The sequence below is a fragment of the Rhodopila sp. genome (assembly GCF_035548095.1).
Lineage (GTDB): Bacteria > Pseudomonadota > Alphaproteobacteria > Acetobacterales > Acetobacteraceae > Rhodopila.
Genome location: NZ_DASZUV010000028.1, coordinates 240,278 through 263,281, shown reverse-complemented (window position 1 = coordinate 263,281; position 23,004 = coordinate 240,278). Strand labels below are relative to the sequence as shown.

The window sequence follows — 23,004 nt, the reverse complement described above, 5'->3', positions numbered from 1 at the left end:
GAGACCGGCCTCCGTTTACTGAATGAGGGGCGGACGCATAGAGGCATGAACCCTCGGGGTCAACCGCTAATTTGAATAAAATGGAACAATTCTCGCCAAAAACTTTCCGAAAATTGCTCATATACACAGAATCGCGCATTAATCGTAAAAGTGCGGGTCTGCCGTGCAAGAGCGTGATGGCGAAACCATGTCGCCTGCCGCTTGGTGTACTGGCCGGTCACCAGCTCCACGCGGCGTCCCGCTGCCTGTAATGACAGCATACCGCGCAGATGGGCGGACAGTTCCGGCACGCCATGTGCCCGCATCGCCGGCAGCGCCGGACTCAGCTGCAGCGCCAGCAGCGCCCGCACCTCCTCCAGCGCGCCGGCCCGCAGCATGGCCTCGAACCGGCGGCCGATGGCGGCGCGCAGATCGTCACGCGGCGGGTCCAGCCGGATGGCGGTGAAATCCCACGGCGCCGGGTCCGACCGGCGGGACTGCCAGCCCGCCAGGCCGGTGCCGGTGCCGCGCCAGACCTCCCACGCGCGGGCGATGCGCTGGCTGTCCTCGGGCTTCAGCCGCGCGGCGGTGGCCGGATCGGCCGCGGCCAGCCTGGCGTGCAGGGCCGGCGCGCCCAGGGTTTGCAGCAGGTCGCGCGCCTCGGCTCGGGCCTCGGGGCCGGGATCGGGGATGTCGGCCAGGCCGCTGGTCAAGGCGGCGAAATACAGGCCGCTGCCGCCGGTCAGGATCGGCAGGCGTCCGGCATCCCTTGCTGCCCGCATCGCCGCCAGCGCCTCGCCGCGCCACCAGGCGACGCTGCCGGCCTCGGCGGCGGGACGGACCCCGTACAGGCGGTGCGGCACCCGCGCCTCCTCCGCCGGCGTCGGACGCGCCGTCAGGACACGCAGTTCGCGATACACCTGCATCGAATCCGTATTGATGATCGTCCCCCCCAACCGCTCGGCGACCGCCAGCGCCAAGGCCGACTTGCCGCTGGCGGTGGGTCCGGCGATCAGCAGCGCGGGGGGAAGCCGCTCCGACACAGAACCCTCCTGCGGGATACCCGTCCGTGGGGCGCTACGGCCGCTCCACGCGCAGCCGGTCGTACCCCTTCATCCGATAGACCAGCCCCGAGACGATCCAGCTGACGACGAAGACGCCGACCACGACGAAGCCGAAATTCGCCAGGTTGTCGTTCAGCGCCTCGACGGACGCCCAGAACCACCCTTCTAACCCCAGCTTGTCGCCGATCAGGCCCAGCGCCTCCATCCCGCCGATGAACAGCGCCACGATGACCGAGGCGGCGGTGATCGTCAGGTTGTACCACAGCTTCCGCAGCGGATCGACGAAGGCCCAGCCATAGGCGCGGACCATGACCATGGAATCCGCCGTGTCCATCAGCGACATGCCGGCGGTGAACAGGGCCGGAAACACCAGGATCGACCAGAATGACAGGCCCTGCGCGGCCTGGATGGCGGCGATGCCCAGCACGCCGATCTCGGTCGCGGTGTCGAAGCCCAGCCCGAACAGGAAGCCGATCGGATACAGGTGCCAGGACCGCGTGACCGAGCGGAACAACGGGCGGAACAGCCGCGTGACGATCCCGCCGCCGGCCAGGACTGCGTCCAGCTCCGCCTGCCGGATGTTGCCGCCGTGCCGGGCGGCGCGGAACACCGCCCAGATGGAGCGCAGGACGAACAGGTTTGCGATGCCGACCAGCAGCAGGAACGTCGCCGAGACGAGGGTGCCGACGACGCTGCCCCAGTCATGGATCGATTCCAGCGTTCCCTGTGCCGCCACGGCGGTGACGGCGACGGCCAGCGAGGCCAGCACCACGATGGTGGAATGACCCAGCGAGAAGAAAAAGCCGACCGCGAACGGTGCCTTGCCCTGCTGCATCAGCTGCCGCACGGTGTTGTCGATCGCCGCGATGTGGTCGGCGTCGAAGGCGTGGCGCAGGCCGAACAGATAGGCCAGGAACGCCGTCCCCAGCAGGGCGGGACGGTCGGCGAAGGCCACCCAGGCCCAGATCCAGGTGGCCAGATTGGCGATGATCAGGAAGCCGGCGGCGATCCCGGCCTTTGCCCGCACGGCAACGGGCTGGTCGTCGAAGATGCGGAACAGCAAGGTCTGGGGTCTCCGGCAGGGTCTGCCATGGTGGCACAGGTGGAACGACAGGGCGAATGGCTCTTGCCACCCGGCAAGACGCAAGGGCAAGCCGGCGACGGGTGCCGCTTGCGCCGGAAGGCGCCCGCTGCCCGCCGGATCACCGGAACGGCAGGGTCCGCCACCGTGTCGGCGGCGTGTCGGCGGCCGCCGCCAATGGGTTGCCGGAATGGCAGGGTCCACCACCGTGTCGCTTGTGTGTGCCGGCGGCCGCTGCCAGGGTCCGCCGCGCCATGACCCATATCCTGACCCTGGTCGCCCAGCTTGAGGCGACCAGCCTGACCGATGCCGTCGTGAACCGCGTGCGTGACGCCGTGCGGGGCGGCGCCCCGACCGTTCTGTCCCCGGGTGAGGCCGTCGACATTCCGCTGGCGGCACCGCCCGATCCCGCGCCGCTGGCCGCCGCGCTGGGCGGTGCCGCGATCGACGCCATCGTCGTGAAGGCGCGGGGCCGCCGCAAGGCGCTGCTGGTCGCGGACATGGACAGCACGATCATCCAGGGCGAGACCCTGGACGAGCTGGCGGCATTCGCCGGCATCGGGGAAAAGATCGCCGCCATCACCGCGCGGGCGATGAACGGGGAGCTGGATTTCAAGCAGGCGCTGCGCGAACGGGTGGCGATGCTGAAGGGCCTGCCGGTCGACAGGTTGGAACGGACATGGGAGCGGATACGCATGACCCATGGCGCACGGGAACTGGTGGCCACCATGCGCGCCCGGGGGGCGATGACGGCCCTGGTCTCGGGAGGGTTCTCCTTCTTCACCGGACGGGTGGCGCAGGCCCTGGGCTTCGATCTGCACCGGTCCAACGTCCTGCTGGACGACGGCGCGGTGCTGACCGGCGCCGTCGGGGAGCCGATCCTGGACCGCGACACCAAGCTGGCCACGCTGCGCGCGCTGGCGGAGCAGCGGGGGTTGAAGCTGTCCGCCTCGATGGCGGTTGGCGACGGCGCCAACGACCTGGACATGCTGCAGGCCGCCGGGCTGGGGGTCGCCTTTCACGCCAAGCCGGTGGTGGCCGCGGCCGCGAAGGCGCGCGTGGACCATGCCGGGTTGCGCGCGCTGCTGTTCGCCCAGGGCTACCCGGCCACGGCGTTCACCGGCGTGGATTGAGGCGGCTCCGCGGTGATACCGGGCGTCGCGGCGCCGGCATCACACCGCCTTGAACACGATGTCCTGCGCGCCCTGCCACAGCACCATCCGGCCCAGCGGCAGCAGGTTTTCGTTGCCTTCCACCACCGTCAGGAAATGATTGCCGGCGAGCTGGCCCATTTTGCTAGCGAACCGGACCCCGCCATAGGCGAGCAGGATCTCGGTCTCGCTGAATCCGCCCGGGTACAACAGGAGGTGGCCGGGCGCCGGATAGCTGGTGGCGTTCTCGAACGGCAGGCCCAGGTCCAGATCGCCCAGCGGAATCCAGCAGCCCTCGCCGCTCCAGCGCACGTGGATGATACGCTCGCGGTACGGCAGCAGGGTGCGGAACGTCGCCACCGTCTTCGGTGCGTGCTCCGCCTCGAATTTCGCCTTGAACGCATAGGGGCCGGCGGTGATCTCGATCAGATCCATGGAAGCAGCCTCAGACCAGGAAAGCGCTTGCGTCGAAGCCGAACGGCACGCGGCCGGTCGGCTTGATCATGTCATAGGGGCCGCGTGCCAGGAACTGCCCGGTCCCGGGTTCCGCCCGCACCACGCCGTCGCGCATCGCCACCTCGCCCCGGCGCAGCGTCATCACCGGCCAGCCGGTGACCTCCAGCCCCTCATACGGCGTGTAGTCGATGACGTGCTGCATCGTCGCGTTGTCCAGCGTCACCGACCGCTGCGGATCCCATAGCACCAGGTCGGCGTCCGCCCCCGGCGCGATGGTGCCCTTGCGCGGATACAACCCGAACAGGCGCGCGGGATTATACGCCGTCAGGCGCACGAACTGGATCGGGTCGATATGGCCCTTGCCCACGCCCTCGCTGAACAGGATGGGCAGCCGGGCGGCAAGGCCGGGGACGCCATTGGGAATGTCACGGAAGGGCGCGTCGATGCCGTTGACCCGCTTGCCCACCGGCGTGTCATAGCTCCAGCCGCTATGGTCGGAGGACACGATGTCCAGCACGCCGTCGTTGATCATCTTCCACAGGCCGGCACTGGCCTGCGCATCGCGCGGCGCCGGGCTGCACATGAACTTCGCGCCCTCGAAACCCGGCCGGTCCATATGCTCAGCCGACAGGACGAAATATTGCGGGCAGGTCTCTCCCCACACCTTCAGGCCGCGGCGCCTGGCGCGGTCGATCTCCTCGGCGACCTCGGGGCAGGAGACGTGGAAGACCTGGATTGGCTGGTCCACCAGTTCCGCCAGCGCGATGGCCCGGTGCGTCGCCTCCCGCTCGATCATGCTCGGACGCGACCAGGCGTGGTATTTCGGCGCGGTGCGGCCATCCGCCAGCAGCGCGGCGGTGCGCCAGTTGATGGCTTCATAATTCTCGCAGTGCACCGTTACGAAGGCGCCACTGCGGCGCGCGGCGGCCAGCACGCGCAGGAACTGCCGGTCGTCCAGGTGCAACGGATCATAGGTCAGGAAGACCTTCAGGCTGCGGACGCCGCTCTCCACCACCTTCGGCACTTCGTCGAAGATGACCGTGTCGGAGGCATCGGTGATGATCTGGTGGAAGGCATAATCCACCATTGCCCGCGCCGCTCGGCGGCGATACTCGGCCAGCGGCCCCAAAATGCCGCCGCCCTTGAACTGGGTGGAAAACGTAATGACGGATGTGGTGCCGCCGGCCAGCGCCGAGGTGCTGCCGGTGGTCCAGGTCTCCTCATCCGCGCCGCCGCCTTCCTGCAACTGCTCGATATGACAGTGCGAGTCGACGCCGCCCGGCATCACCAGCAGACCGCCGGCGTCGATCATGCGGTCGCCGCGCAGGTTCAGCCCGATCGCGGCGATGCGGTCGCCGATCACGCCGATATCCGCCGCAACCATGTCGGACGGCGTCACGACCATGCCGCCGGCGATCACCAGGTCGTAGTCAGCCATGCTGAGGGTCCTTCCGCTGGATGTCCTTCACCGGCATACGCCATTCTCCATCGCCGCGCCCATCCTGCCGCACCGGCCTCGCCGCGCCCCCATGCCGCACCGGCCTCGCCGCGCCCCCATGCCGCACCCCATGCCGCACCCCCATGCCGCACCCCCATGCCGCGCCCCAACGGCACGCAGCCGGTTCCGGTGCCGCGATCACGCTGACATGCGCGGGCGTCACGCGCCAGCCGCCCGATGCGCGCCCCGAGAGGCGCGCAAGGATGCGGCGGGGCAGGGCGCGGCAGGCAGGGCGCGGCATGCTTGACCGGGGCCATGGTTGTGCGCTGCTGTGGCGGCGCGCGTCGCAGAACGCGTGCGACAGCGCGATACAGGAGGAAGCCATGGAACTCGGGTATTTCGCGATGCCCTCCCATCCGCCGGAGCGCGGCCTGAAGGCCGGCCACGACTGGGACCTGCAGGTGCTCCGCTGGCTCGACGAGCTGGGCTATGCCGAGGCCTGGATCGGGGAGCATCACACCGCGCCGTGGGAACCGCATCCCTCGCCCGATCTGCTGGTCGCCCAGGCGCTGCTGCAGACGAAGCGGATCCGCATCGGGCCCGGCGGCTTCCTGTTGCCCTATCACCACCCGGCGGAGCTGGCGAACCGTGTCGCCATGCTGGACCACCTGTCCGAGGGACGGCTGATGTTCGGCGTCGCCGCATCGGGCCTGCCCAGCGACTGGGCGATGTTCAATGTCGACGGCATGTCGGGCCAGAACCGCGAGATGACGCGGGAGGCGCTGGATATCATCCTGCGTCTGTGGAGCGACGAGCCGAGCTTCGAATACCAGGGCAAATACTGGACTGTATCGAAGCCGGAAGAGATGTACGGCTTTCTGCGGCCGCACATCAAGCCGCTGCAGCGGCCGCATCCGCCGATCGGCGTGGCCGGGCTGTCGAAGAACTCCGACACGCTGAAAATGGCGGGTGAGCACGGCTTCCTGCCGCTGAGCCTCAACCTGAACCCGGCCTATGTCGGCACCCACTGGCAGGCGGTGGAGGAAGGCGCCAAGCGCAGCGGGCGCAAGCCGCATCGCCGCGACTGGCGCATGGTGCGGGAGGTGTTCGTCGCCGATACCGACGAGGAAGCCTGGAAACTGTCCGTCGGCGGCATGATGGGCCGCATGATGCGGGAGTATTTCCTGCCATTGCTGGCGAATTTCGGCTTCCTGGAATACCTGAAGCACGACCCGTCCGTGCCGGATTCCGATGTGACGCCGGAATATTGCGCCCGGCACAACTGGCTGATCGGCTCCCCCGCGACGGTCGCCGAGAAGCTGGAACGGGTTTACCGCGACGTCGACGGTTTCGGCGGCCTGCTGGTGTTCGGCTTCGACTACGGCGAGAACCCGGAAGCCTGGCACAAGTCGCTGCGCCTGCTGGCCGAGGAGGTCGGGCCACGGATCAAGCACCTGACGCCGGATTGATGGCGGGACGGGGCGGGCGGATGGCGGTTGCCGCTGGGCGTCGAACGGTCCACCGGCAGCGGGATATGGCAACCTGTCCGGACCACGGCTGCTGGTGGGCGTTCGATCGCGATGGCCGGCGCGATGGCCGGCGCGATGGCCGGGCGGATTGCCGAAGCGCCCTTGAGGGGCCGGTAACCGGCACCGCGGCGGCCTGTGACCCCGCGCTTTTCCCGCGGATCAGGGTGCGATAAGGTGGGGACCAGGTGATTGGAACGCCGCCCATGCGACCGTCGGAACGCCTGGATCAGAACCGGACAGCCATCCGTGCGATCGTGGCCGCCCACCGCGCGCGTAATCCGCGCGTCTTCGGATCGGTACTCCGGCGGGAGGATACCGAGAACAGTGACCTCGATCTCCTGGTCGACCCCGAACCGGGCATGACCCTGTTCGATATCGGTGCCATGCGCTGGAAACTGCGTGACCTGCTGCAGGTCCCGGTGGACGTCGTCTCACCGGACGCTTTGCCTGCCGGCATGCGGGCAGACATCCTTGCCACCGCGAAGCCCGTGTGAGGGAGCGTGCCGCCCAAAGGCATATTACGCGCCCGGGCATACGTGGAACACATCCTCGCGGCGGCAGAGCGCATCCGACTTTATACGGCCCGGCTTTCCGAGGATGAGTTCCGAGCATCGTCCATGACGCAGGACGCGGTCATCCGCAATCTGGAAGTCATTGGCGAAGCGTGTCGCAACATCCTGCGTCACCACCCCGACTTCGCGGCAGCTCATCCGGATATTCCATGGCGCTCGCCTTACGAGATGCGCAACGCGCTGGCTCACGCCTATTTCGCCGTCGACCTCGCCACGACATGGCAGACCATTCAGACCGACCTGCCGGCGTTCGCGGCCCTCGTATCCGCCCTGTTGCCCGAACCGCCCTGACGTGATCCCATCCGCCGCATGACACGTGTCCTGCATCGCTCCGGCGCCATTCCGCCCGTCGCTGTCCGCGGCGAGGGTATCTACCTGCACACCGCCGAAGGCCAGGCCATCATCGACGGCTCGGGCGGCGCCGCCGTGGCCTGCCTCGGCCACGGCAACCGCCGCATCGCCGAGGCGGTCGGCCGGCAGGCCGCCAGCATGGCCTATGCCCATACCGGCACCTTCTCCAACCAGCCGGCCGAGGACCTCGCGGACATCATCCTGCACGACGAACCCGGCGGGCTGAGCCGTGCCTGGTTCTGCTCCTCCGGCTCCGAGGCCAACGAGGCCGCGATCAAGCTCGCTCGGCAGTATTTCCTGGAGATCGGGCAGCCGCGGCGGTACCGCACCATCGCCCGCCGGCAGTCCTATCACGGCACCACGCTGGGCGCGCTGGCCGCCGGCGGCAACATGATGCGGCGCGCGCCTTTCGAGCCGGTGCTCTCACCGGCGCACAGCCTGGTGTCGCCCTGTTTCGCCTACCGGTTCAAGCACGACAGCGAAAGCGACGCACAGTATCTGGACCGGCTGGCGGCGGAACTGGACGCGGCGTTCCAACGCCTGGGTCCGGATACCGTGACCGCCTTCCTGGCCGAACCCGTCGTCGGCGCCACGACCGGCTGCGTCACCGCGGTGCCCGGCTACTTCAAGCGGGTGCGGGAGATCTGTGACCGCCACGGCGCGCTGCTGATCCTGGATGAGGTGATGTGCGGCATGGGCCGTACCGGCACGATGCATGCGTGGGAGCAGGAGGGCGTGACACCCGATATCCAGGTGATCGCCAAGGGGCTGGGCGGCGGCTACCAGCCGATCGGCGGCATCCTGATCCATGACCGTATCGTGCGGGCATTGGCCCATGGCTCCGGCGGGTTCCTGCACGGGCAGACCTACCAGGCCCATCCCGTGGCCTGCGCCGCCGCGCTGGAGGTGCAGCGCATCATCCGGGAGGACCGGTTGCTGGAGAATGTCCAGGCGATGGGCCGGCGGCTGGAGACCGGGCTGCAGGAACGCCTGGGCAATCACCGCCATGTCGGTGACATCCGTGGCCGCGGCCTGTTCTGGGCGGTGGAGCTGGTCACCGACCGCGCCACCAAGGCGCCGTTCGATCCGGAACTGAAACTGAATGAACGGGTGAAGCGCGAGGGCATCGCCCGTGGCCTGGCGACCTACCCGATGGGCGGCACGATCGACGGCAGGCAGGGCGACCACGTGATCGTCGCGCCCCCCTATATCGTGACGGCGGCGGACGTCGATGCGATTGTGGAACGGTTTGGTGACGCCGTGGACGCGGCGTTGGCGGGGCTATAGCGGGAAGCCCGGCGCTGCCTGGCAACAGGACACCAGGCGTCCTGCCTGACGCCTATTTGGTGTCCCACAGCGATGTTTTCGGATCATTCAGGTCCTGGCTTTTCTTCGTTGCCGTCCTGTTGCCGGGATCGACAGGCGTGGACGGGTCTCTCTTCCTCGTCGCAGGAGGCTTCGGCGGCGTTGGCTCGAGTTCGGTATGAGTCTTTCCAACAGCGGGCGCGTTCGGACCGCTATCCTGTTGCGCCAGCGCCGGAAAGCCGTTGAGCAGCAGAGCTGCGATCATGACCGGAAAACAGTATTTCATAAGCGCTCCTGCTTCATGCCGCGTGCGGGCGACGCGGCGATGGCATGCTGACGAGCTCCCACGCTGAGGAGCCAACGTACGCTCGTCCGCCTGGTTGCATTCCCCCCGGCCGGAAAGCGGTTTGTTGATCACGCGCACAACCTGTTCCGAGCCGGCAGAACACGCGGCCGCGAGGCGCAGACGGGTTGCTAACCGCCGCCCCGCTGCAATACCGGCAAGGACAGCCCAAGCGCCGAGTTGGCCAGGGCGAGGTGACTGAGCGCTTGCGGGAAATTTCCCATGAGCTGACGCAAGCCGGGATGGTAGACCTCGGACAGCAGCCCGACATCGTTACGCAGCGCCAGCACGCGTTCCAGCAGCGCGACAGCATCGGTCTTGCGTCCTTGCAGCGCGCGGCAATCGGCAAGCCAGCACGAGGCCGCGATGAACGCGCCTTCCCTGACATCGCCGGGACCTGGGTTTCGCCATACCAGGCCATCCTGGCTCAGCTCCCGTTCGATCGCGTCGATCGTGGCGGTCATGCGCGGGTCATCGGCCGGCAGGAAGCCGACGAGCGGCAACAGCAGCAGGCTGGCGTCAAGCCGCTCCCCACCGTAACGATCGACGAGGTGGCCGCGTGCGTGATTCCAGCTCCTCGCCATCACCTCCGTGTGGATATGCTCCCGCAGCGCCCTCAACCGTCCAAGCTGCGCGTCATCGGTTGGCGCATGCCTGCCGGCGCCGCGGAGGAAACAGTCGATGCCTACCCATGACATGACCTTCGAATAGGTATAATGCGCGGTCTGGTCCCGTTCCTCCCATAGATCATGCGCCTTGTCCCGCCACGTCTTCTCAAGATGCCCGATCAGGTCGCGTTCGGCCTGGAAGGCGTCCGGCGTGTCGGCAATCCCGGCGCGCTGCATCAGGCTGAGTGCATCGAGCAGCTCACCGACAATATCGGTCTGCTCCTGCGCGGCGGCGTCGTTGCCGACGCGGACCGGTACCGCGCCCTCGAACCCTGACAGCCAGGGCACGGTCTGCTCATACATGCGCCGGTCACCGTCGACACGGTACAAGACCCGCATCTGGTCCGGGCTGGCGGCGATGGCCCGCAACATCCAGTCGCGCCACTGCACCGCTTCCTCACGGTAACCGGCATTCAGCAGGGTGGAGACCGTGAACGCCGCGTCGCGCACCCAGCAATACCGATAGTCCCAGTTGCTGGCGCCGCCGGGCACCTCTGGTAGCGACATGGTCGGCGCGGCGACCATGGCCCCCGTGGGCCGATGGATCAGTGCCTTCAGGGTCAGCAGCGACCGCAGGACCGCTCCGTCCCACCGGGTCCCGCCGCGAAAGCGGGCGGCCCACCGGCGCCAGAATGTCAGCGTGTCCCGCAACGACTGGTCGGGATCGGGTTCGGCTGGCGGATCGAGATGTGAATCGCCATGGCAGAGCGAGAAACAGCGCGACTGGCCCTCGGAAATCTCGAACTCGGCCCACAACGTCTGGTCTTCCGCGGCGGCGAGGTGGACCGGACCACGCAGGACGACGAGGTCGGGGCCGGCAATGGCGATCAACGCGTCTTCGGTCTGGCGCAGGGATGGCACAACCAGCCCGTAATCGAAGCGAAACGCCACTTCGCAGCGCAGCCGCATGTTTCCGCGCAGAGCCGTCAGATGCCGCATCAGGACCGGCCGATCGCTGGCAACGACCATCAGGTCGGTCAACCGTACCGTGGCCGAACCCTGGGTAAACTCTGTCTGCAGCACCAGCGTGTTGTCCTGGTACTGGCGGCTGACCTCGAACGCGCCGCACGGCGCGATCTTCCAGAAGCCATTGCGCGGCGTGCCCAGAAGTGCCGCAAGGCACGCGGCACTGTCGAACCGCGGCAGGCACAGCCAATCAATGGAGCCATGACGTGATACCAGGGCCGCGGTCCGACCGTCACCAATAAGAGCGTAGGTCTCGATCCCGGTCAGCATGGTCCCCTATCCCGACATGACGGCATACGGCCCTTCCGGCCCCTGACTTGGCCGGCGAGCAACCGCCCCGCTCCCGCCAGACCGATCGCAATACCGCCTGTTCATGGCCAGCGCCTGAATTGGCACGCGTCTTCAAGGATATAACGTAAGACAACCCGGTTCGGATTCACCGGCCATGCCGACGCAGGCGTGTCTCGCCGATTTGTGCGCAGGCGGATCGAGGGAACGTGAACCGGGTGGGCGAACCCGTCGTGGCGGCTCAATGCGCGATCACCATATGCCGTGTCAGGACATCGGTCGCCGTCAAGCCGATTAGGATCGCCAGCCAGAACACGCCGCTCAAGGCAAAGATCCTCGGCAGGTTCTCACGCCGGTCCAGCCCCATGAATCGCGCCGCGACCAGCCCGGCCATGCCGATACCGGGCAGCAACGCCCAGAGCCCCATGCGAAACACCACCGCGATGACGACCTCCGCCGTGAACAGCGAGAGCAGCCCAAGCAGCGTGGTGGCTGCGCGCCACATCACACGCGGCCCGACAAGTAGATGAGAGGAAACAGAACGATCCAGATCAGATCGACGAATGCCCAGTACAGCGTCACGGACTCGGCGGGCATGCGCAGAGACGCGACGGGTTCGGACCGGGCGCGGCGCAGCAGCCACAGCAGCAGCACGATCCCGGCCACCATGTGTGCTCCATGCAGGAACGTGGCGACGAAATAAAAGCAGAAGAACAGCCCCGCGCCACGCTCTGACAAGGCGAAATGCGCGGCTGGGAACAGGTGCTCATTGAGATCCTCATGCCATTCCAGGCCTTTGAGCGCCAGGAACAGCAGCGCGATCACCAGCGCGCCCGACAAGATGCGCCGGAACATCCGTCCGTTACCCGATTGGACGGCGGGGAGTCCGGCCGACAGGCAGGCTCCGCTCACCAGCAGCAGGACCGTGTTCACGGCGCCGATGACGATGTTCGTATGGCGGGACGCGGCGGCGAAGCCATCCGGCAGGGTAACGCGGTAGATCGTCCAGACCAGGAAAAGGCCGCCGAAGAACAGGAATTCACTTGCCAGGAAAAGCCACATCCCGGCCTGCGCGGTCTCCGCCTCGTGGGACGGAGACTCGTATTGGATACCGGTCTCAGCCATCGGCTGCGTCCTGCACCCCATCCTCCATGGGGGGATAGGCGTACGGCGAGCCGGTAACCGTCGGGGTTTCGCGGAAATTCTCCACCGGCGGTGGAGAGGGCACCTGCCATTCCAGGCCCAGCGCCCCCCAGGGGTTCGCCGGGGCGCGTTCCCCACGGGCCAGCGACCAGGCGAAATAGCCCAGCGGCAGCAGATAGGCGGCAGCCAGGATCGTCGCACCGGCGGAAGAAAGCACGTTCAGGACCTGGAAATGCGCGGGATAGGTGGCATAGCGCCGCGGCATGCCCTGGAAACCCAGGATGAACTGCGGGAAGAAGGTAAGGTTGAAGCCAAAGAAGATCAGCAGCGCGGCCAGCCGGCCCCAGACCTCGGGATACATGCGGCCGGTGATCTTCGGCCACCAGTAATGCAGCCCGGCGAACAGCGCGCTCACCATCGCTCCCACCATGATGTAGTGGAAATGGGCGACGACGAAATAGGTCTGTGTCAGGTGCACGTCGCTCGCAAGGGCCGCCAGGAAAAGCCCGGTCAGCCCGCCGATGGTGAACAATCCGATGAAGCCCAGCGCGTACAGCATCGGTGCGTCGAAGCGGATCGAGCCCTTGTGCAGGGTGCCCAGCCAGTTGAATACCTTGATGGCCGACGGCACGGCCACGAGGTAGCTGAGCATTGAGAACACGATCGCCGCGTAGACCGAGGTGCCGGCGACGAACATGTGATGGCCCCAGACGAGGAAGCCGATCACCGAGATCGCGACCGAGGACCAGGCGACGAACTTGTAGCCGAAGATCGGCCGGCGGCTGAAAACCGGAATGATCTCGCTGACGATGCCAAGCCCGGGCAGGATCATGATGTAGACCGCCGGATGCGAGTAAAACCAGAACAAGTGCTGGAACAGCAGCGGATCGCCGCCCAGGTTCGGATCGAAGACGCCGACATGGAAGATCGTTTCGAATGCCAGCAGCACCAGGGTGATCGCCAGCACCGGCGTCGCCAGCACGAAAATCACGCTGGTGGCGTATAGCGACCAGACGAACAGCGGCAGCCGGTACAAGGTCAGGCCCGGCGCGCGAAGCCGATGGATGGTGATGATGAAGTTGACGCCGGTGGCGATCGTCGAGAAGCCGGCGATGAAAATCCCCGCCGTGACGAGGACGATATGGCCCTTGGCATAGTCGCTCGTTAATGGCGTGTAGAATGTCCAGCCGGTGTCCACGCCGCCCGCCGCAAGCGCCGACAAGCTCAGCAGCCCGCCGAAGACGAAAAGATACCAGCTCAGCAGGTTGAGCCGCGGAAATGCCAGGTCCCGAGCGCCCAGCATCAGCGGCAGGATGAAGTTGCCCAGCGCGGCGGGCACCACCGGGACCAGGAAGAACCATACCATGATCACGCCGTGCATGGTGAACAGGCGGTTATACGTCTCGGGTGAGACGATCGCGCCGTCCGGCTCGATCAACTGCAGGCGCACCAGCGCGGCCGCCGCGCCGCCCAGGAAGAAGAAGGCGGTCGTGGTTCCCAGATACAGCAGGCCGATCCGCTTGTGATCGGTACTCAGCAGCCAGCTGCGCAGGCGGCCGTCCTCGGTGAGGTAGGAGCGGGCGGGAAGCGTGAGCGACATCTCAGCCTCCCTGCGACAGCGATCGGATATAGGCGATCAGATCCAGGATCTCCGCTTCGGACGCCACATGCGCGAACGTGGGCATGACCGGCGCATAGCCGGCCACGACCTGGCTGTTCGGATCGGTCATGGAATCATGCAGGTAGCGGTCATCGGCGATGACGGTGCTGCCGTCGGCCAGGGCAACGGGGCGGCCATAAATGCCGTTCAGCGATGGGGCGTGCACGGTGCTGCTCGCCAGGCCGTTGCCGGCCTGGTGGCAACCGCTGCAGCCGAAGCGCATGAACAGGGTCTGGCCTTGCCGCACCAGGCTCCGCGATGCGGGTTGCCCATCCAGCCAGCGTGCGTAATCGGGCTGGCTCATCACATGCACGGCGCCGCGCATCGCCGCATGGTCGGTGCCGCAGAACTGCGTGCAGAAGAACGGATAATCGCCAATGCGGTCGGCCTGGAACCAGATCGACAAATAGCGGCCGGGCACGACGTCATGCTTCAGCCGGAAGGCCGGGATCGAGAAATCGTGGATCACATCCTCGGATGTCAATACGAGCCGCACGGGGCGGCCGACCGGCACGTGCAACGCGTTGATCTCCCGCTGGCCGCCCGGATGTTCGATCTTCCACATCCACTGCTTGCCGACGACATTGATGTTCAGCGTGGCGCTCGGTGGCTCGAACAGGCGCGCGTAGAGATCGGCGCCCCAGACGAAGAGGCCGAAGAAGACCAGCAGCGTCGCGGCCGTCCACGCGATCTCGACGCGCCAGGTCTTCGCCGCGAGGTCGCCGCGGAAGGCATCGCTGCCGGCGCGGTAGCGCACCACGTAGGTCAGCAGCAGGCCGAAGACCAATGCCAGCACGGCCAGGCTGATCGCCAGCAGCGCGCCGATCAATGCGTCGACCTCGGGGGCCACCGTGCTGGCCTGTGGCACGCCCAATGGCGCCATGCCCAATGGTGCCATGTCCGGTGACACCATGGCCGGCGGCGTCATGGCCGTGCCCCGCGATGGACCAGCAGGATCACCCCGCCCAGCACCAGCACCGTCAGGAGGCCAGCCAGCCGAAGTACCTTCATGATGGCGAGCGAGTACCGGCCGGTGGCGGGATCGTAATGGAAGCACAGCAGCAGGACGGGAAGGGCTCTGGCGGTCGCGCCGCCGGCGGCGCGCATGACCGCCGCGTTCAGATCTCCCCCGGAATAACCGACTCCCAGCAGATAGCCGGAAACGCGACCGTCGGGGGTGCCGATGACCAGGCCCGCCGGATGCAGGAACTGCTTCAGCCGTGAATCGAAGCGGCTGTGATAGCCGACCGCGCGCTGGACGGCGTTGATGCCGGCCTGCGTGCCCACCAGGTAGTGCCAGGCCTCGCCGGCATGATCCGGATTGAAGCGCGCGCGGTCCTCGGCCTTGGCGTTTGCCGCGTCGGCCGCGGTCTCGGACGGGTCGATGGAGATCGCCAGCAGCGTATAGTCGCGCCCGGCCGCCAGGCCGCTGCTCCGCAGGGCCTCCATCAGGTCGGCCCGCACCACGCCGCATAGATTGGGACAATGAAAATAACCCAGCGCGAGGATGACCGGCCGCCGCGCCAGGAAATCGCCCAGCGTGTCGCGGCGCCCGTCCGCGTCCTGGAACAGGGCATCCAGCGGCAGCGCGGCGCCCTGGCGCTGGGTGAAGCCGAACGCGGCCAGGCTGGCCGCATGCGCCGGCAGCACCAGGCAGAGGCCAAGCAGGGCAAGCCATGCCGCGCGCCTCATTGACCGGGCCAGCCCGCGATGCCGCGCGCCGCGGTCAGCCGCATCGCCTGCGTGATGGGAATATGCGCGGTCCCCGCGGAACGATCGATCCAGCCGAAACCATCCAGGCGGCGCAATGCCGTGGCGTGGAAGCGGGCGTAATCGGCGCGCGGGTCGATCTGCAACCCGGGAGCCGCCATCCGTGGCAGCGGCGAATCGGGTTGGTGCATCGCCCGCGGCGCCACCAGCGCCGTGAGGCCGATCAGCGCCATGAGCAGCAGCGTCGCGCAGGCCGCCCCGATCGCGACGGCGCGGAAGCCGATGTCGCGGCGCTCATGCCGCGCGGGCGGCAATGCCTGGTCAGACATGGCCGGCCCGTTCCTCGACGCGCAGGCCGTGCCGGCACAGCAGCGCCGCGCAGCCGCCGAACGCCAGCATGGCCGCGCCGACCGCGGGCAGGCCCGCCGGGCTGTCGGGCAGCACCAGCCATGCCGTCCGCAGCACGCCGGCGAGCACCAGCGCCGCCGCCACGCCACGCAGGATGGCGGGGTTGCGCTGCCAACGCGGCGACAGCAGCAGGGCGAAGGGGACCAGGAGGTGCAGAACCGCGATGCCGGCCATGGCGGCGCCCCAGCCGTCGCGCATGCGGCGGGCATACCATGGCGCTTCGGACGCCAGGTCGGACTGCCACACGATCAGGAACTGCATGACGTCGAGATAGGTCCAGAAGATCGCCAGCCCCAGCATGAGCCGGCCCAGATCGGCGCGCCGTCCCGGCGGCAGCTGCCCGGTCATCAGCAACGTCGCCAGCGACAGCGCCAGCAGCACCTGGCCGGTCGCGACGATCATCGGAAACACCGCGGAGCTGAAGCCAGGATCGAGCGATTCCACCAGGTCGATGCTGGCGAAGCTGGCGGTCAGGGCGAGCAGCGCGAGGCCGATCGGCGCGATGCGCGCAACGGCCCGCGTCCGCAGGGCGACCAGGCCGAGGGCAAACCAGACGAGCAGGTAGAACGCGAGCCGGCCCAGGAAGAAGTCCCGGTTCAGCCAGAACGCGTTCGCGGCATGATGCTGCATCCACGGGTAAAGGCGATGCAGACCCGGCAGCAGTGGCAGCACGCCCGGCAGCAGAAGGGGCATCGTCCGCACCCCGGCGCGCAGGGCTGGCCGCAGCGCCTCGCCCCACCGCCCGCCGGTCAGCGCGTGCACCATCAGCAAGGCCAGGCTGCCCAGCGGCCAGCCCAGGAAGACGAACAGGCCGGCCAGCCAGGCGGCGAAGAACCCGCTTGTGCCGACGGCCCAGATGAACGCCGCCCCCGCCACCCCGGCCACCGCCGCAAGCCACGCAATCAGGGCCACGCGCCGCCGCGAGGAACGCACCCTCTTTGACACGGCGTCCCGTTGTGCTCCCGGGACGACGCCGACCTGGCCATCGCCGTTTAAAGACCGCGTTCTGCTCGGCCGCGTCCTCATGGCGCGGCGTTCCGTTGCGCCGGTGTCAGGTCCGCCAACGACGCGTGCTGGCTGAGCTGCAGGGCGCGGATATAAGCGACGATCGCCCAGCGGTCGGCCGGCGGGATGCGCTGGGCGAAGGAATACATGACGCCGTGGCCGTTGGTGATCGTGTCGAAGAAGAAGGATGGCGGCGCGGCGCGCAGCCGCTCTTCCTCATAGTTCGGCGGCGCCGGAAAGCCGCGTGCCACGATGATCCCGTGTCCGTCGCCCAGCTCTGAATGGCAGGGCGCGCAATAGATGCGGTACCGTTCCTGTCCCCGTTGCAGCAGCGCGAGCGTGACGGCGGGCACCACCCGCGGCTGGTCACCATAGCGGACGATCCCGTCCGGGACCGGCCCGGGCGCCGTCCGGACACTGCCATAGGCGCTGTCCTTGTCCTGCCGGCTCATGTCATCGCAGCCGCCAAGCGGCAGGACCAGGCAGAGCGCCGCCAGGATCGCGGGCCGCGCGCTCACGGGTGCACCCTGTGGCTCACTCGGGCAGCTCCCTCGGGCAGCTCCTCGATCATGACCGGGTCCTGCCGGCGCAGCACGCGCCAGGCCAGGTTCCGGTCCCCGGGCCGCAGCACCAGCACATAGCCGTCGCGCGTCGCGGCGCGCATCAGATCGGAACGATCCTCCGGGCTGTACAGCAGCGGCAGGCCGGCCGCGATCAGGAAGGCGACGAACCCGCCGGCCACCGCGGCCAGCACGCCGAGCTCGAACGCGATGGGAATGTAGGATGGCCAGGAAAACAGCGGCCGTCCGCCGATATTCTGCGGATAGCTCCAGACGGTGGCGTAGACCTGCATGGCGAAGCCGGCGGCCGCGCCCAGCAGGCCGCAGACCAGGACGATCAGCGGAATCGCCGACCGTTCCATCCCCTCCCGCGGCTCGGCTGGCAGATGGCGCGCGACGTCGCTGATGCCGGCCTGGCGCAAGGCCGCCTCGGCGCGGCGCTGCGCGCCCGCGTCGGCGAATACCGCCAGCATCACCGCCGCCGCTCCAGCAGGCCGCGCATCTCGGAGACCGAAATGACCGGCAGGAAGCGCAGGATCAGCAGCAGCAGCGTCATGAACAGGCCGACGCTGCCGGCCAAGGTCGCCCAATCCCAGAAGGTCGCGGTGAAGCCGCCCCAGCTCGACGGCAGGTGGGTCTTGTGCAGGCTGGTCACCACGATCTCGTAGCGCTCCAGCCACATGCCCACGATGGTGCCGGCGGCGACCAGGCTGAGCACGGCCGGCTGGCGGCGCAGGCGGCGCGCGGCCAGCACCAGCGGCGCCAGGACGTTCAGGACCAGCGTGCTGTAATAGACCGGCGCATACACCCCGGCGACGCGGTCCATGAACATGGTCATGTCCGCGCTCTCGGCGCCGTAGAACGTGCTGAACGCATCCATCAGATAGGCGTAGCCGACCAGCAGGGCGCTGGTGAGCAGCAGCTTTCCCAGCACGTCCAGGTGGTACGGCGTGATGTAGCGCCGCAGATCCATCAACGCGCGCAGCGGCACCACGATCAACACGACCATGGCCAGTCCCGACAGCGCCGCGCCGAAGACGAAGAAGGGCGGAAATTGCGTGGAGTGCCAGCCGGGCGTCTGCCCGCCCGCGAAATCCAGCCCGACGATGCTATGCACCGAGACGACGAGCGGCGCCATGATTGCCGCCAGTACGCCGTAGCTGGCCCGGTAATGCCGCCATTCCCGAACCGAACCGCGGAACCCGAGTGCCAGGCAGCCATAGAAGACCTGCTGCCAGCGCCGCCGCGCGCGGTCCCGCACCGAAGCGAGGTCGGGGATGAGGCCGAGATACCAGAACAGCAGTGAGCTGACGACGTAGGTCAGGATGGCGAAGAAATCCCACAGCAGGGGACTGCGGAACTGCGGCCAGAGCCGCATCGTCGCCGGATAGGGAAACAGCCAGTAGAACAGCCAGGGCCGGCCGAGATGCAGGATGGGAAATACGGCCGCGCTGGCGGCGGCGCACAGCATCATGCTCTCCGCCGTGCGGTTCAGCGCGGTGCGCCAGTCCACGCGCATCAGGAAGAAGAAGGCGGAGATGAAGGTGCCGCCGGAGGCGATACCGATCCACCAGACATAGTTGATGATCGCGAAGCCCCAGGCGACCGGCCAGTCGATGCCCCAGATGCCGACACCGGCCAGGAACAGCCAGCCCACGGCCAGCACCCCCAGCCCCAGAAGGCAGAGCGACGGGATGAACGCCATCCACCACCAGCGCGGCGCGTGACGGCGCAGGGCCAGCGCGCTGACATGGTCCGTCAGCGACCCCGCGGTCACGCCCGGCGCCAGCAACGCGCTCATGTGCCGGCCGCTGGATTGCGGTTGCTGACCCGCGCCTCGTAGGTGACGCGCGGGCGCGTGTTCTGTTCCGGCAGCAGCGCATAGTCCAGCGGGCTGCGCTTGCGCGCGCGCACCTCGGCCTGTGCGTCATTCAGGTCACCGAAGCTGATCGCCCGCGTTGGACAGGCTGCCTGGCATGCCGTTTCGGCGTGTTCCGGGACACCGTCCCGATCATGGGCGACCCGGGCAGCGGCGATGCGCTGCAGGCAGAAGCTGCATTTTTCCATCACGCCGCGGCCACGTACCGTGACGTCCGGGTTGCGGCTGGCCGGCGGCCGGCGCTCCTCGGCGGCGAAGGCGAAATAGTTGAAGCGGCGTACCTTGTAGGGACAGTTGTTGGAACAGAAGCGGGTGCCGACGCAGCGGTTGTAGACCATGCCGTTCAGCCCCTCGGCGTCGTGCACGGTCGCGCCCACCGGGCACACCGTTTCGCAAGGTGCCTGTTCGCATTGCATGCACAGCACCGGCTGAAAGGCGCTGAAGGACCCTGTCTCGTAGCGGTCGATCCGGATCCAATGCATCACGCGGCCGCGCAGGACCTCTTCGCGCCCCACCACGGGAATGTTGTTCTCCACCTGGCAGGCGGTGACGCAGGCATTGCAGCCGATGCACGCATTCAGATCGATGCTCATCGCCCAGGCGGCAGGGCCAGGGGGCGCGCGGTGATACAGGCTGCCGTCCCCGCCGACATGGTCCGGCCGCGCGCCCGCCTGGAAATCGGACAAATCGATGCGGCGCAGGATGTCGCCGGCTTCCGCCGTCATCTCCGCCTGGCCCATCGTGCAGGCGACCTCGCGCCGGCCCCCGACCCGGCGGATGTCCACCGCGCCCCGCGCCAGCCGCAACGGATACAGGTCGGTGCCGACGCCGCGTGCCGTGGAGCCGGTCCGGCGCCCCTGGCCGAGCGTCGCCACCACGCAGCCCTCGGCTTGTCCCGGCACGATCCAGCACGGCAGCGTCACGCGCCGATCGCCGATGCCCAGCGTCACGAGGTCGCCGTCCCGCGCATGAAGGCGGCCGGCGAGCCGCGGCGGCAGGCGCAGCGGATTGTCCCATGCGGTCTTGGTCAGCGGATCGGGCAGTTCCTGCAGCCAGGGATTGTTCGCGTACTGCCCATCGCCGAGCCGGGCGTCCGCGCGAAACGACACATCGAGGCCGGGGGAAGCCCCCGCCGTACCGGTCCCAGCCATGCCGGTCCCAGCCATGCCGGTGCTGGCGGCCGCCGGACGCAGGGTCGCCGCCAACGTGGGGAACGTGGTGCCGGCGATGACCCCCGCCGCCAGCGCGGCCTGCCAGGCGCGGTCATCCGGCAGCCTGTCCCGCCAGGTGGCGCGCAGCCAGGCACGCGAGTCCGGTACGGCCTCCAGGCACTGGCCGAGCACGCTGAGCGGATTCTGACCGGCGTAGAGCGGGCGCAGCTGCGGCTGGCAAATGCCGGCCGTGCCGTCCAGCGCCCGGGCATCGCTCCAGGCTTCCATGGCGTGGGCCAGCGGCACATACCAGCCGCAGGCCAGCGCCGTTTCGTTCGGGGCGTCGCAGGCGGCGATGGCGCGGCGCACGCGACCCAGCGCGGCCAGGAAATCAGGGGCGATGAAGCAGGGGTTACCGCCAAGCACCAACAGGGTCTCGACCTTGCCGGCGGCCATGTCTTCGACCAGATCGCGCAGATCGGTTCCCGGATCGACCGGGTGATGCAGCGCCGGTGCGCACAGGGTCAGCGTGTTCCCGGGCGCACCCAGCGCGGCATTCATCGCATGGCACAACGCGTGCAGCGCCGCGGGCTGATGCGGGCCGACATGGACCAGCGCGCGGCCGTGATGGTCCTTCAGGTCGGACAGCAGCGGAACAAGCCAGGGCGGTCCGTCCGCCGGTACCGCGCCTTGCAGCAGCCCGGCCGCCAGCAGACCCGCGATCCGGTGCAGCTCGACCGACCCCACCGCGAAGCGATGGTCGGCCTGGAGACCCAGCAGGCTGGGCGTCGGCTCGATGGCATAGACGCGGCTCATGGGCGCGCGCACCGGGTTGCGCCGCGACGCGAAGCCGCGGGCCGCCGGCAGCTGCCACGGCCAGGCGTCCAGCAGGTCGCTATCCAATCCCAGGATCACGTCCGCCGCGGCCGGGTTCGGCAGCACCGACAAAGGCTTGCCGTAGGCGGCCATGGCGCCGGCGAAGGCCGCGCTGCGCGGCAGCGGCGCGTGCTGGTGCCAGCGCGCCTCGGGCCAGCGCGCCAGGACCGTATCGAGCATCCGCCCCAGGCTGGGGGATGTCAGCGGCTCCGTCAGGATGCGAAAGCCACGTCCGCGCGACGCCGCCAGATCGGCGCGCAAGGCGGCGAACATGGTCGCCACGCGGGCCGGCGCCACGGGTTCGCCGCCTTGCAGCGGACCGCTGGCGCGGTCTGGATCGTAAAGGTCGAACAGCGCGGCCTGAGCGAAGGGATCGGTGCCGCCCAGGCTCGCGGGGTGGCCGGGATTGCCCTCGACCTTCAGCGGCCGGCCCATGCGATGCGTGACGACGATGCCGCGGGCATGGCCCTCCAGCAGATGCGCGGTCGCGAACCGCTCTGTGCGGCCGGGCACGATCCCCTCCGGCGCCTCGGCCGCGCTGTACAGATGCCGGTCCGCCGCGCCGGGATCGCAGCGGCCCAGCGGGCCGGCGATCGCGCCGCTGGCCAACAGGGTCAGAATCCGCCGGCGCTCCAGCGGATGCGCCAAGGCCGCGGACAGTTTTCCGTCCTGGCGGGCCATCCGCTCTGCTTCGGCGAGGGCTGCCGGCGGCAGACGCGCCACCTCATCCTTCAGCGGTGGCATAGCGTGCAGTCCGTCAGGTTCCGGTCACCGACATGGTACAGGCGCATCAGGGCTTGCGGGGATGGCGTCGCGGGCCCGCGCTGCCATCCCATGGCGAAGACCGCGTCCGGCGGGCGCAGCCGCGGCGCCGGATTCCGGTGACAGTCCAGGCAGAAGCCCATCGACAGGGAGTGCTGCTTGTCCAACAGCGCCGTGCGGTCGACGCGTCCATGGCAGGATTCGCAGGCGACGCCCCTGGCGACATGAATACTGTGATCGAAATAAACGTAGTCCGGCAGGTTCGTTACACGGTTCCAGGCGATCGCACGATGCTGCAGCAGGCTCTGCCGGACCGGCGCCAGTACCGCCGCCTGCGTCCAGACCTGTGAATGGCACGTCATGCAAGTATAGCCGGGTGGCAGCCCGGCATTGGCCGATGTCTCCACCGTGGCGTGACAGAAGCGGCAATCCAGCCCGAGGCCGGCGACATGATGCTGATGACTGAACGGTACCGGCTGCTGAATGGGAAAGCCCCGGCCGGTGAGCCAATCCGTGCGCGGCAGCACGATCCAGCCACCGACCAGCAGGGTGGCCATCCCGGCCATCGCCAGCAGCACAAGGCGTGCGCCCAGATTTGCTTCCGGTCCGAAGATGGCCGCCATCGCGCTTGCCTGGTCCTTCCAGCCACCGCGGAGGAA

The 23,004-nt window shown here is 68.3% G+C and carries 23 protein-coding genes; 5 read left to right on the top strand and 18 right to left on the bottom strand.

What is annotated here, in order from left to right; translation table 11 throughout:
* Positions 1-59: 59 nt before the first annotated feature.
* Both miaA and VHC04_RS20510 read right to left on the bottom strand, forming a co-directional pair.
* Positions 60-1,022 (bottom strand): tRNA (adenosine(37)-N6)-dimethylallyltransferase MiaA, encoded by a 963-nt coding sequence (gene miaA / locus VHC04_RS20515; protein ID WP_325684596.1) that lies wholly within the window; start codon positions 1,020-1,022, stop codon positions 60-62.
* A gap of 34 nt (positions 1,023-1,056) precedes the next feature.
* Positions 1,057-2,106 carry a HoxN/HupN/NixA family nickel/cobalt transporter gene (locus VHC04_RS20510; protein WP_325684595.1) on the bottom strand — a complete coding sequence of 350 codons (1,050 nt, stop codon included), beginning with the start codon at positions 2,104-2,106 and terminating at the stop codon, positions 1,057-1,059.
* A 272-nt stretch (positions 2,107-2,378) separates the two neighbouring features.
* Here VHC04_RS20510 and serB point away from each other — a divergent pair, with 272 nt between their 5' ends.
* Complete coding sequence (gene serB, locus VHC04_RS20505; RefSeq protein WP_325684594.1) at positions 2,379-3,257, top strand: phosphoserine phosphatase SerB; 879 nt, start codon at positions 2,379-2,381, stop codon at positions 3,255-3,257.
* 39 nt (positions 3,258-3,296) lie between these two features.
* Here the strand turns inward: serB and VHC04_RS20500 are convergent, their stop codons facing one another.
* The gene (locus VHC04_RS20500; RefSeq protein WP_325684593.1) at positions 3,297-3,710 is read right to left on the bottom strand and encodes a DUF3830 family protein; all 414 of its coding nucleotides are present in this window, start codon (positions 3,708-3,710) and stop codon (positions 3,297-3,299) included.
* 10 nt (positions 3,711-3,720) lie between these two features.
* The gene (gene hydA, locus VHC04_RS20495) at positions 3,721-5,169 is read right to left on the bottom strand and encodes a dihydropyrimidinase (RefSeq protein ID WP_325684592.1); all 1,449 of its coding nucleotides are present in this window, start codon (positions 5,167-5,169) and stop codon (positions 3,721-3,723) included.
* Between the two features lie 383 nt (positions 5,170-5,552).
* Here hydA and VHC04_RS20490 point away from each other — a divergent pair, with 383 nt between their 5' ends.
* The 4 genes from VHC04_RS20490 to VHC04_RS20475 all read left to right on the top strand — a co-directional run bounded on the left by VHC04_RS20490 (position 5,553) and on the right by VHC04_RS20475 (position 8,908).
* The gene (locus tag VHC04_RS20490) at positions 5,553-6,638 is read left to right on the top strand and encodes an LLM class flavin-dependent oxidoreductase (protein WP_325684591.1); all 1,086 of its coding nucleotides are present in this window, start codon (positions 5,553-5,555) and stop codon (positions 6,636-6,638) included.
* 263 nt (positions 6,639-6,901) lie between these two features.
* A complete protein-coding gene (locus tag VHC04_RS20485) occupies positions 6,902-7,192 on the top strand; it encodes a nucleotidyltransferase family protein (RefSeq protein WP_325684590.1) in 291 nt (96 codons plus the stop codon).
* A 6-nt stretch (positions 7,193-7,198) separates the two neighbouring features.
* Positions 7,199-7,561, top strand: coding sequence for a DUF86 domain-containing protein (locus VHC04_RS20480; protein ID WP_325684589.1), 363 nt, complete (start codon positions 7,199-7,201; stop codon positions 7,559-7,561).
* An 18-nt stretch (positions 7,562-7,579) separates the two neighbouring features.
* Complete coding sequence (locus VHC04_RS20475; RefSeq protein WP_325684588.1) at positions 7,580-8,908, top strand: aspartate aminotransferase family protein; 1,329 nt, start codon at positions 7,580-7,582, stop codon at positions 8,906-8,908.
* 52 nt (positions 8,909-8,960) lie between these two features.
* On the opposite strand, the gene VHC04_RS20470 is transcribed toward VHC04_RS20475, so the two are convergent.
* The 14 genes from VHC04_RS20470 to VHC04_RS20405 form a co-directional block, all read right to left on the bottom strand.
* On the bottom strand, positions 8,961-9,212 hold the full coding sequence (locus VHC04_RS20470; protein WP_325684587.1) for a hypothetical protein: 252 nt from the start codon (positions 9,210-9,212) through the stop codon (positions 8,961-8,963).
* A gap of 188 nt (positions 9,213-9,400) precedes the next feature.
* The gene (locus VHC04_RS20465) at positions 9,401-11,173 is read right to left on the bottom strand and encodes a glycoside hydrolase family 15 protein (protein WP_325684586.1); all 1,773 of its coding nucleotides are present in this window, start codon (positions 11,171-11,173) and stop codon (positions 9,401-9,403) included.
* A gap of 259 nt (positions 11,174-11,432) precedes the next feature.
* On the bottom strand, positions 11,433-11,696 hold the full coding sequence (locus tag VHC04_RS20460) for a hypothetical protein (RefSeq protein WP_325684585.1): 264 nt from the start codon (positions 11,694-11,696) through the stop codon (positions 11,433-11,435).
* The gene (locus tag VHC04_RS20455; protein WP_325684584.1) at positions 11,696-12,316 is read right to left on the bottom strand and encodes a cytochrome c oxidase subunit 3; all 621 of its coding nucleotides are present in this window, start codon (positions 12,314-12,316) and stop codon (positions 11,696-11,698) included. Before VHC04_RS20455 ends, VHC04_RS20460 begins: the two co-directional genes overlap by 1 nt.
* Positions 12,309-13,934: a cytochrome c oxidase subunit I gene (gene ctaD, locus VHC04_RS20450; protein ID WP_325684583.1), complete on the bottom strand. Its 1,626-nt coding sequence runs from the start codon at positions 13,932-13,934 to the stop codon at positions 12,309-12,311. The genes VHC04_RS20455 and ctaD overlap by 8 nt, the downstream gene beginning before the upstream one ends.
* A 1-nt stretch (position 13,935) precedes the next feature.
* Positions 13,936-14,907 (bottom strand): cytochrome c oxidase subunit II, encoded by a 972-nt coding sequence (coxB, locus tag VHC04_RS20445; protein WP_325684582.1) that lies wholly within the window; start codon positions 14,905-14,907, stop codon positions 13,936-13,938.
* An 11-nt stretch (positions 14,908-14,918) separates the two neighbouring features.
* Positions 14,919-15,686 carry an SCO family protein gene (locus tag VHC04_RS20440; protein ID WP_325684581.1) on the bottom strand — a complete coding sequence of 256 codons (768 nt, stop codon included), beginning with the start codon at positions 15,684-15,686 and terminating at the stop codon, positions 14,919-14,921.
* Positions 15,683-16,033: a hypothetical protein gene (locus VHC04_RS20435; protein WP_325684580.1), complete on the bottom strand. Its 351-nt coding sequence runs from the start codon at positions 16,031-16,033 to the stop codon at positions 15,683-15,685. Before VHC04_RS20435 ends, VHC04_RS20440 begins: the two co-directional genes overlap by 4 nt.
* Positions 16,026-17,024, bottom strand: coding sequence for a hypothetical protein (locus VHC04_RS20430; protein WP_325684579.1), 999 nt, complete (start codon positions 17,022-17,024; stop codon positions 16,026-16,028). Before VHC04_RS20430 ends, VHC04_RS20435 begins: the two co-directional genes overlap by 8 nt.
* A 110-nt stretch (positions 17,025-17,134) precedes the next feature.
* On the bottom strand, positions 17,135-17,635 hold the full coding sequence (locus VHC04_RS20425; protein ID WP_325684578.1) for a c-type cytochrome: 501 nt from the start codon (positions 17,633-17,635) through the stop codon (positions 17,135-17,137).
* The gene (locus tag VHC04_RS20420) at positions 17,632-18,150 is read right to left on the bottom strand and encodes a DUF3341 domain-containing protein (protein ID WP_325684577.1); all 519 of its coding nucleotides are present in this window, start codon (positions 18,148-18,150) and stop codon (positions 17,632-17,634) included. The genes VHC04_RS20425 and VHC04_RS20420 overlap by 4 nt, the downstream gene beginning before the upstream one ends.
* The gene (gene nrfD / locus VHC04_RS20415; RefSeq protein ID WP_325684576.1) at positions 18,150-19,478 is read right to left on the bottom strand and encodes an NrfD/PsrC family molybdoenzyme membrane anchor subunit; all 1,329 of its coding nucleotides are present in this window, start codon (positions 19,476-19,478) and stop codon (positions 18,150-18,152) included. The genes VHC04_RS20420 and nrfD overlap by 1 nt, the downstream gene beginning before the upstream one ends.
* The gene (locus VHC04_RS20410) at positions 19,475-22,327 is read right to left on the bottom strand and encodes a 4Fe-4S dicluster domain-containing protein (RefSeq protein ID WP_325684575.1); all 2,853 of its coding nucleotides are present in this window, start codon (positions 22,325-22,327) and stop codon (positions 19,475-19,477) included. Before VHC04_RS20410 ends, nrfD begins: the two co-directional genes overlap by 4 nt.
* Positions 22,315-22,968: a cytochrome c3 family protein gene (locus VHC04_RS20405; protein ID WP_325684574.1), complete on the bottom strand. Its 654-nt coding sequence runs from the start codon at positions 22,966-22,968 to the stop codon at positions 22,315-22,317. The genes VHC04_RS20410 and VHC04_RS20405 overlap by 13 nt, the downstream gene beginning before the upstream one ends.
* Between the last annotated feature and the right edge of the window lie 36 nt (positions 22,969-23,004).

Excerpts from the sequence above, each read along its gene's own strand:
- serB (WP_325684594.1), top strand. The coding sequence starts at position 2,379 with ATGACCCATATCCTGACCCTGGTCGCCCAGCTTGAGGCGACCAGCCTG.
- VHC04_RS20500 (WP_325684593.1), bottom strand. The coding sequence starts at position 3,710 with ATGGATCTGATCGAGATCACCGCCGGCCCCTATGCGTTCAAGGCGAAA.
- hydA (WP_325684592.1), bottom strand. The coding sequence starts at position 5,169 with ATGGCTGACTACGACCTGGTGATCGCCGGCGGCATGGTCGTGACGCCG.
- VHC04_RS20490 (WP_325684591.1), top strand. The coding sequence starts at position 5,553 with ATGGAACTCGGGTATTTCGCGATGCCCTCCCATCCGCCGGAGCGCGGC.
- VHC04_RS20485 (WP_325684590.1), top strand. The coding sequence starts at position 6,902 with ATGCGACCGTCGGAACGCCTGGATCAGAACCGGACAGCCATCCGTGCG.
- VHC04_RS20475 (WP_325684588.1), top strand. The coding sequence starts at position 7,580 with ATGACACGTGTCCTGCATCGCTCCGGCGCCATTCCGCCCGTCGCTGTC.
- VHC04_RS20470 (WP_325684587.1), bottom strand. The coding sequence starts at position 9,212 with ATGAAATACTGTTTTCCGGTCATGATCGCAGCTCTGCTGCTCAACGGC.
- VHC04_RS20465 (WP_325684586.1), bottom strand. The coding sequence starts at position 11,173 with ATGCTGACCGGGATCGAGACCTACGCTCTTATTGGTGACGGTCGGACC.
- VHC04_RS20460 (WP_325684585.1), bottom strand. The coding sequence starts at position 11,696 with ATGTGGCGCGCAGCCACCACGCTGCTTGGGCTGCTCTCGCTGTTCACG.
- VHC04_RS20455 (WP_325684584.1), bottom strand. The coding sequence starts at position 12,316 with ATGGCTGAGACCGGTATCCAATACGAGTCTCCGTCCCACGAGGCGGAG.
- ctaD (WP_325684583.1), bottom strand. The coding sequence starts at position 13,934 with ATGTCGCTCACGCTTCCCGCCCGCTCCTACCTCACCGAGGACGGCCGC.
- coxB (WP_325684582.1), bottom strand. The coding sequence starts at position 14,907 with ATGGTGTCACCGGACATGGCACCATTGGGCATGGCGCCATTGGGCGTG.
- VHC04_RS20440 (WP_325684581.1), bottom strand. The coding sequence starts at position 15,686 with ATGAGGCGCGCGGCATGGCTTGCCCTGCTTGGCCTCTGCCTGGTGCTG.
- VHC04_RS20435 (WP_325684580.1), bottom strand. The coding sequence starts at position 16,033 with ATGTCTGACCAGGCATTGCCGCCCGCGCGGCATGAGCGCCGCGACATC.
- VHC04_RS20420 (WP_325684577.1), bottom strand. The coding sequence starts at position 18,150 with ATGCTGGCGGTATTCGCCGACGCGGGCGCGCAGCGCCGCGCCGAGGCG.
- nrfD (WP_325684576.1), bottom strand. The coding sequence starts at position 19,478 with ATGAGCGCGTTGCTGGCGCCGGGCGTGACCGCGGGGTCGCTGACGGAC.
- VHC04_RS20410 (WP_325684575.1), bottom strand. The coding sequence starts at position 22,327 with ATGCCACCGCTGAAGGATGAGGTGGCGCGTCTGCCGCCGGCAGCCCTC.
- VHC04_RS20405 (WP_325684574.1), bottom strand. The coding sequence starts at position 22,968 with ATGGCGGCCATCTTCGGACCGGAAGCAAATCTGGGCGCACGCCTTGTG.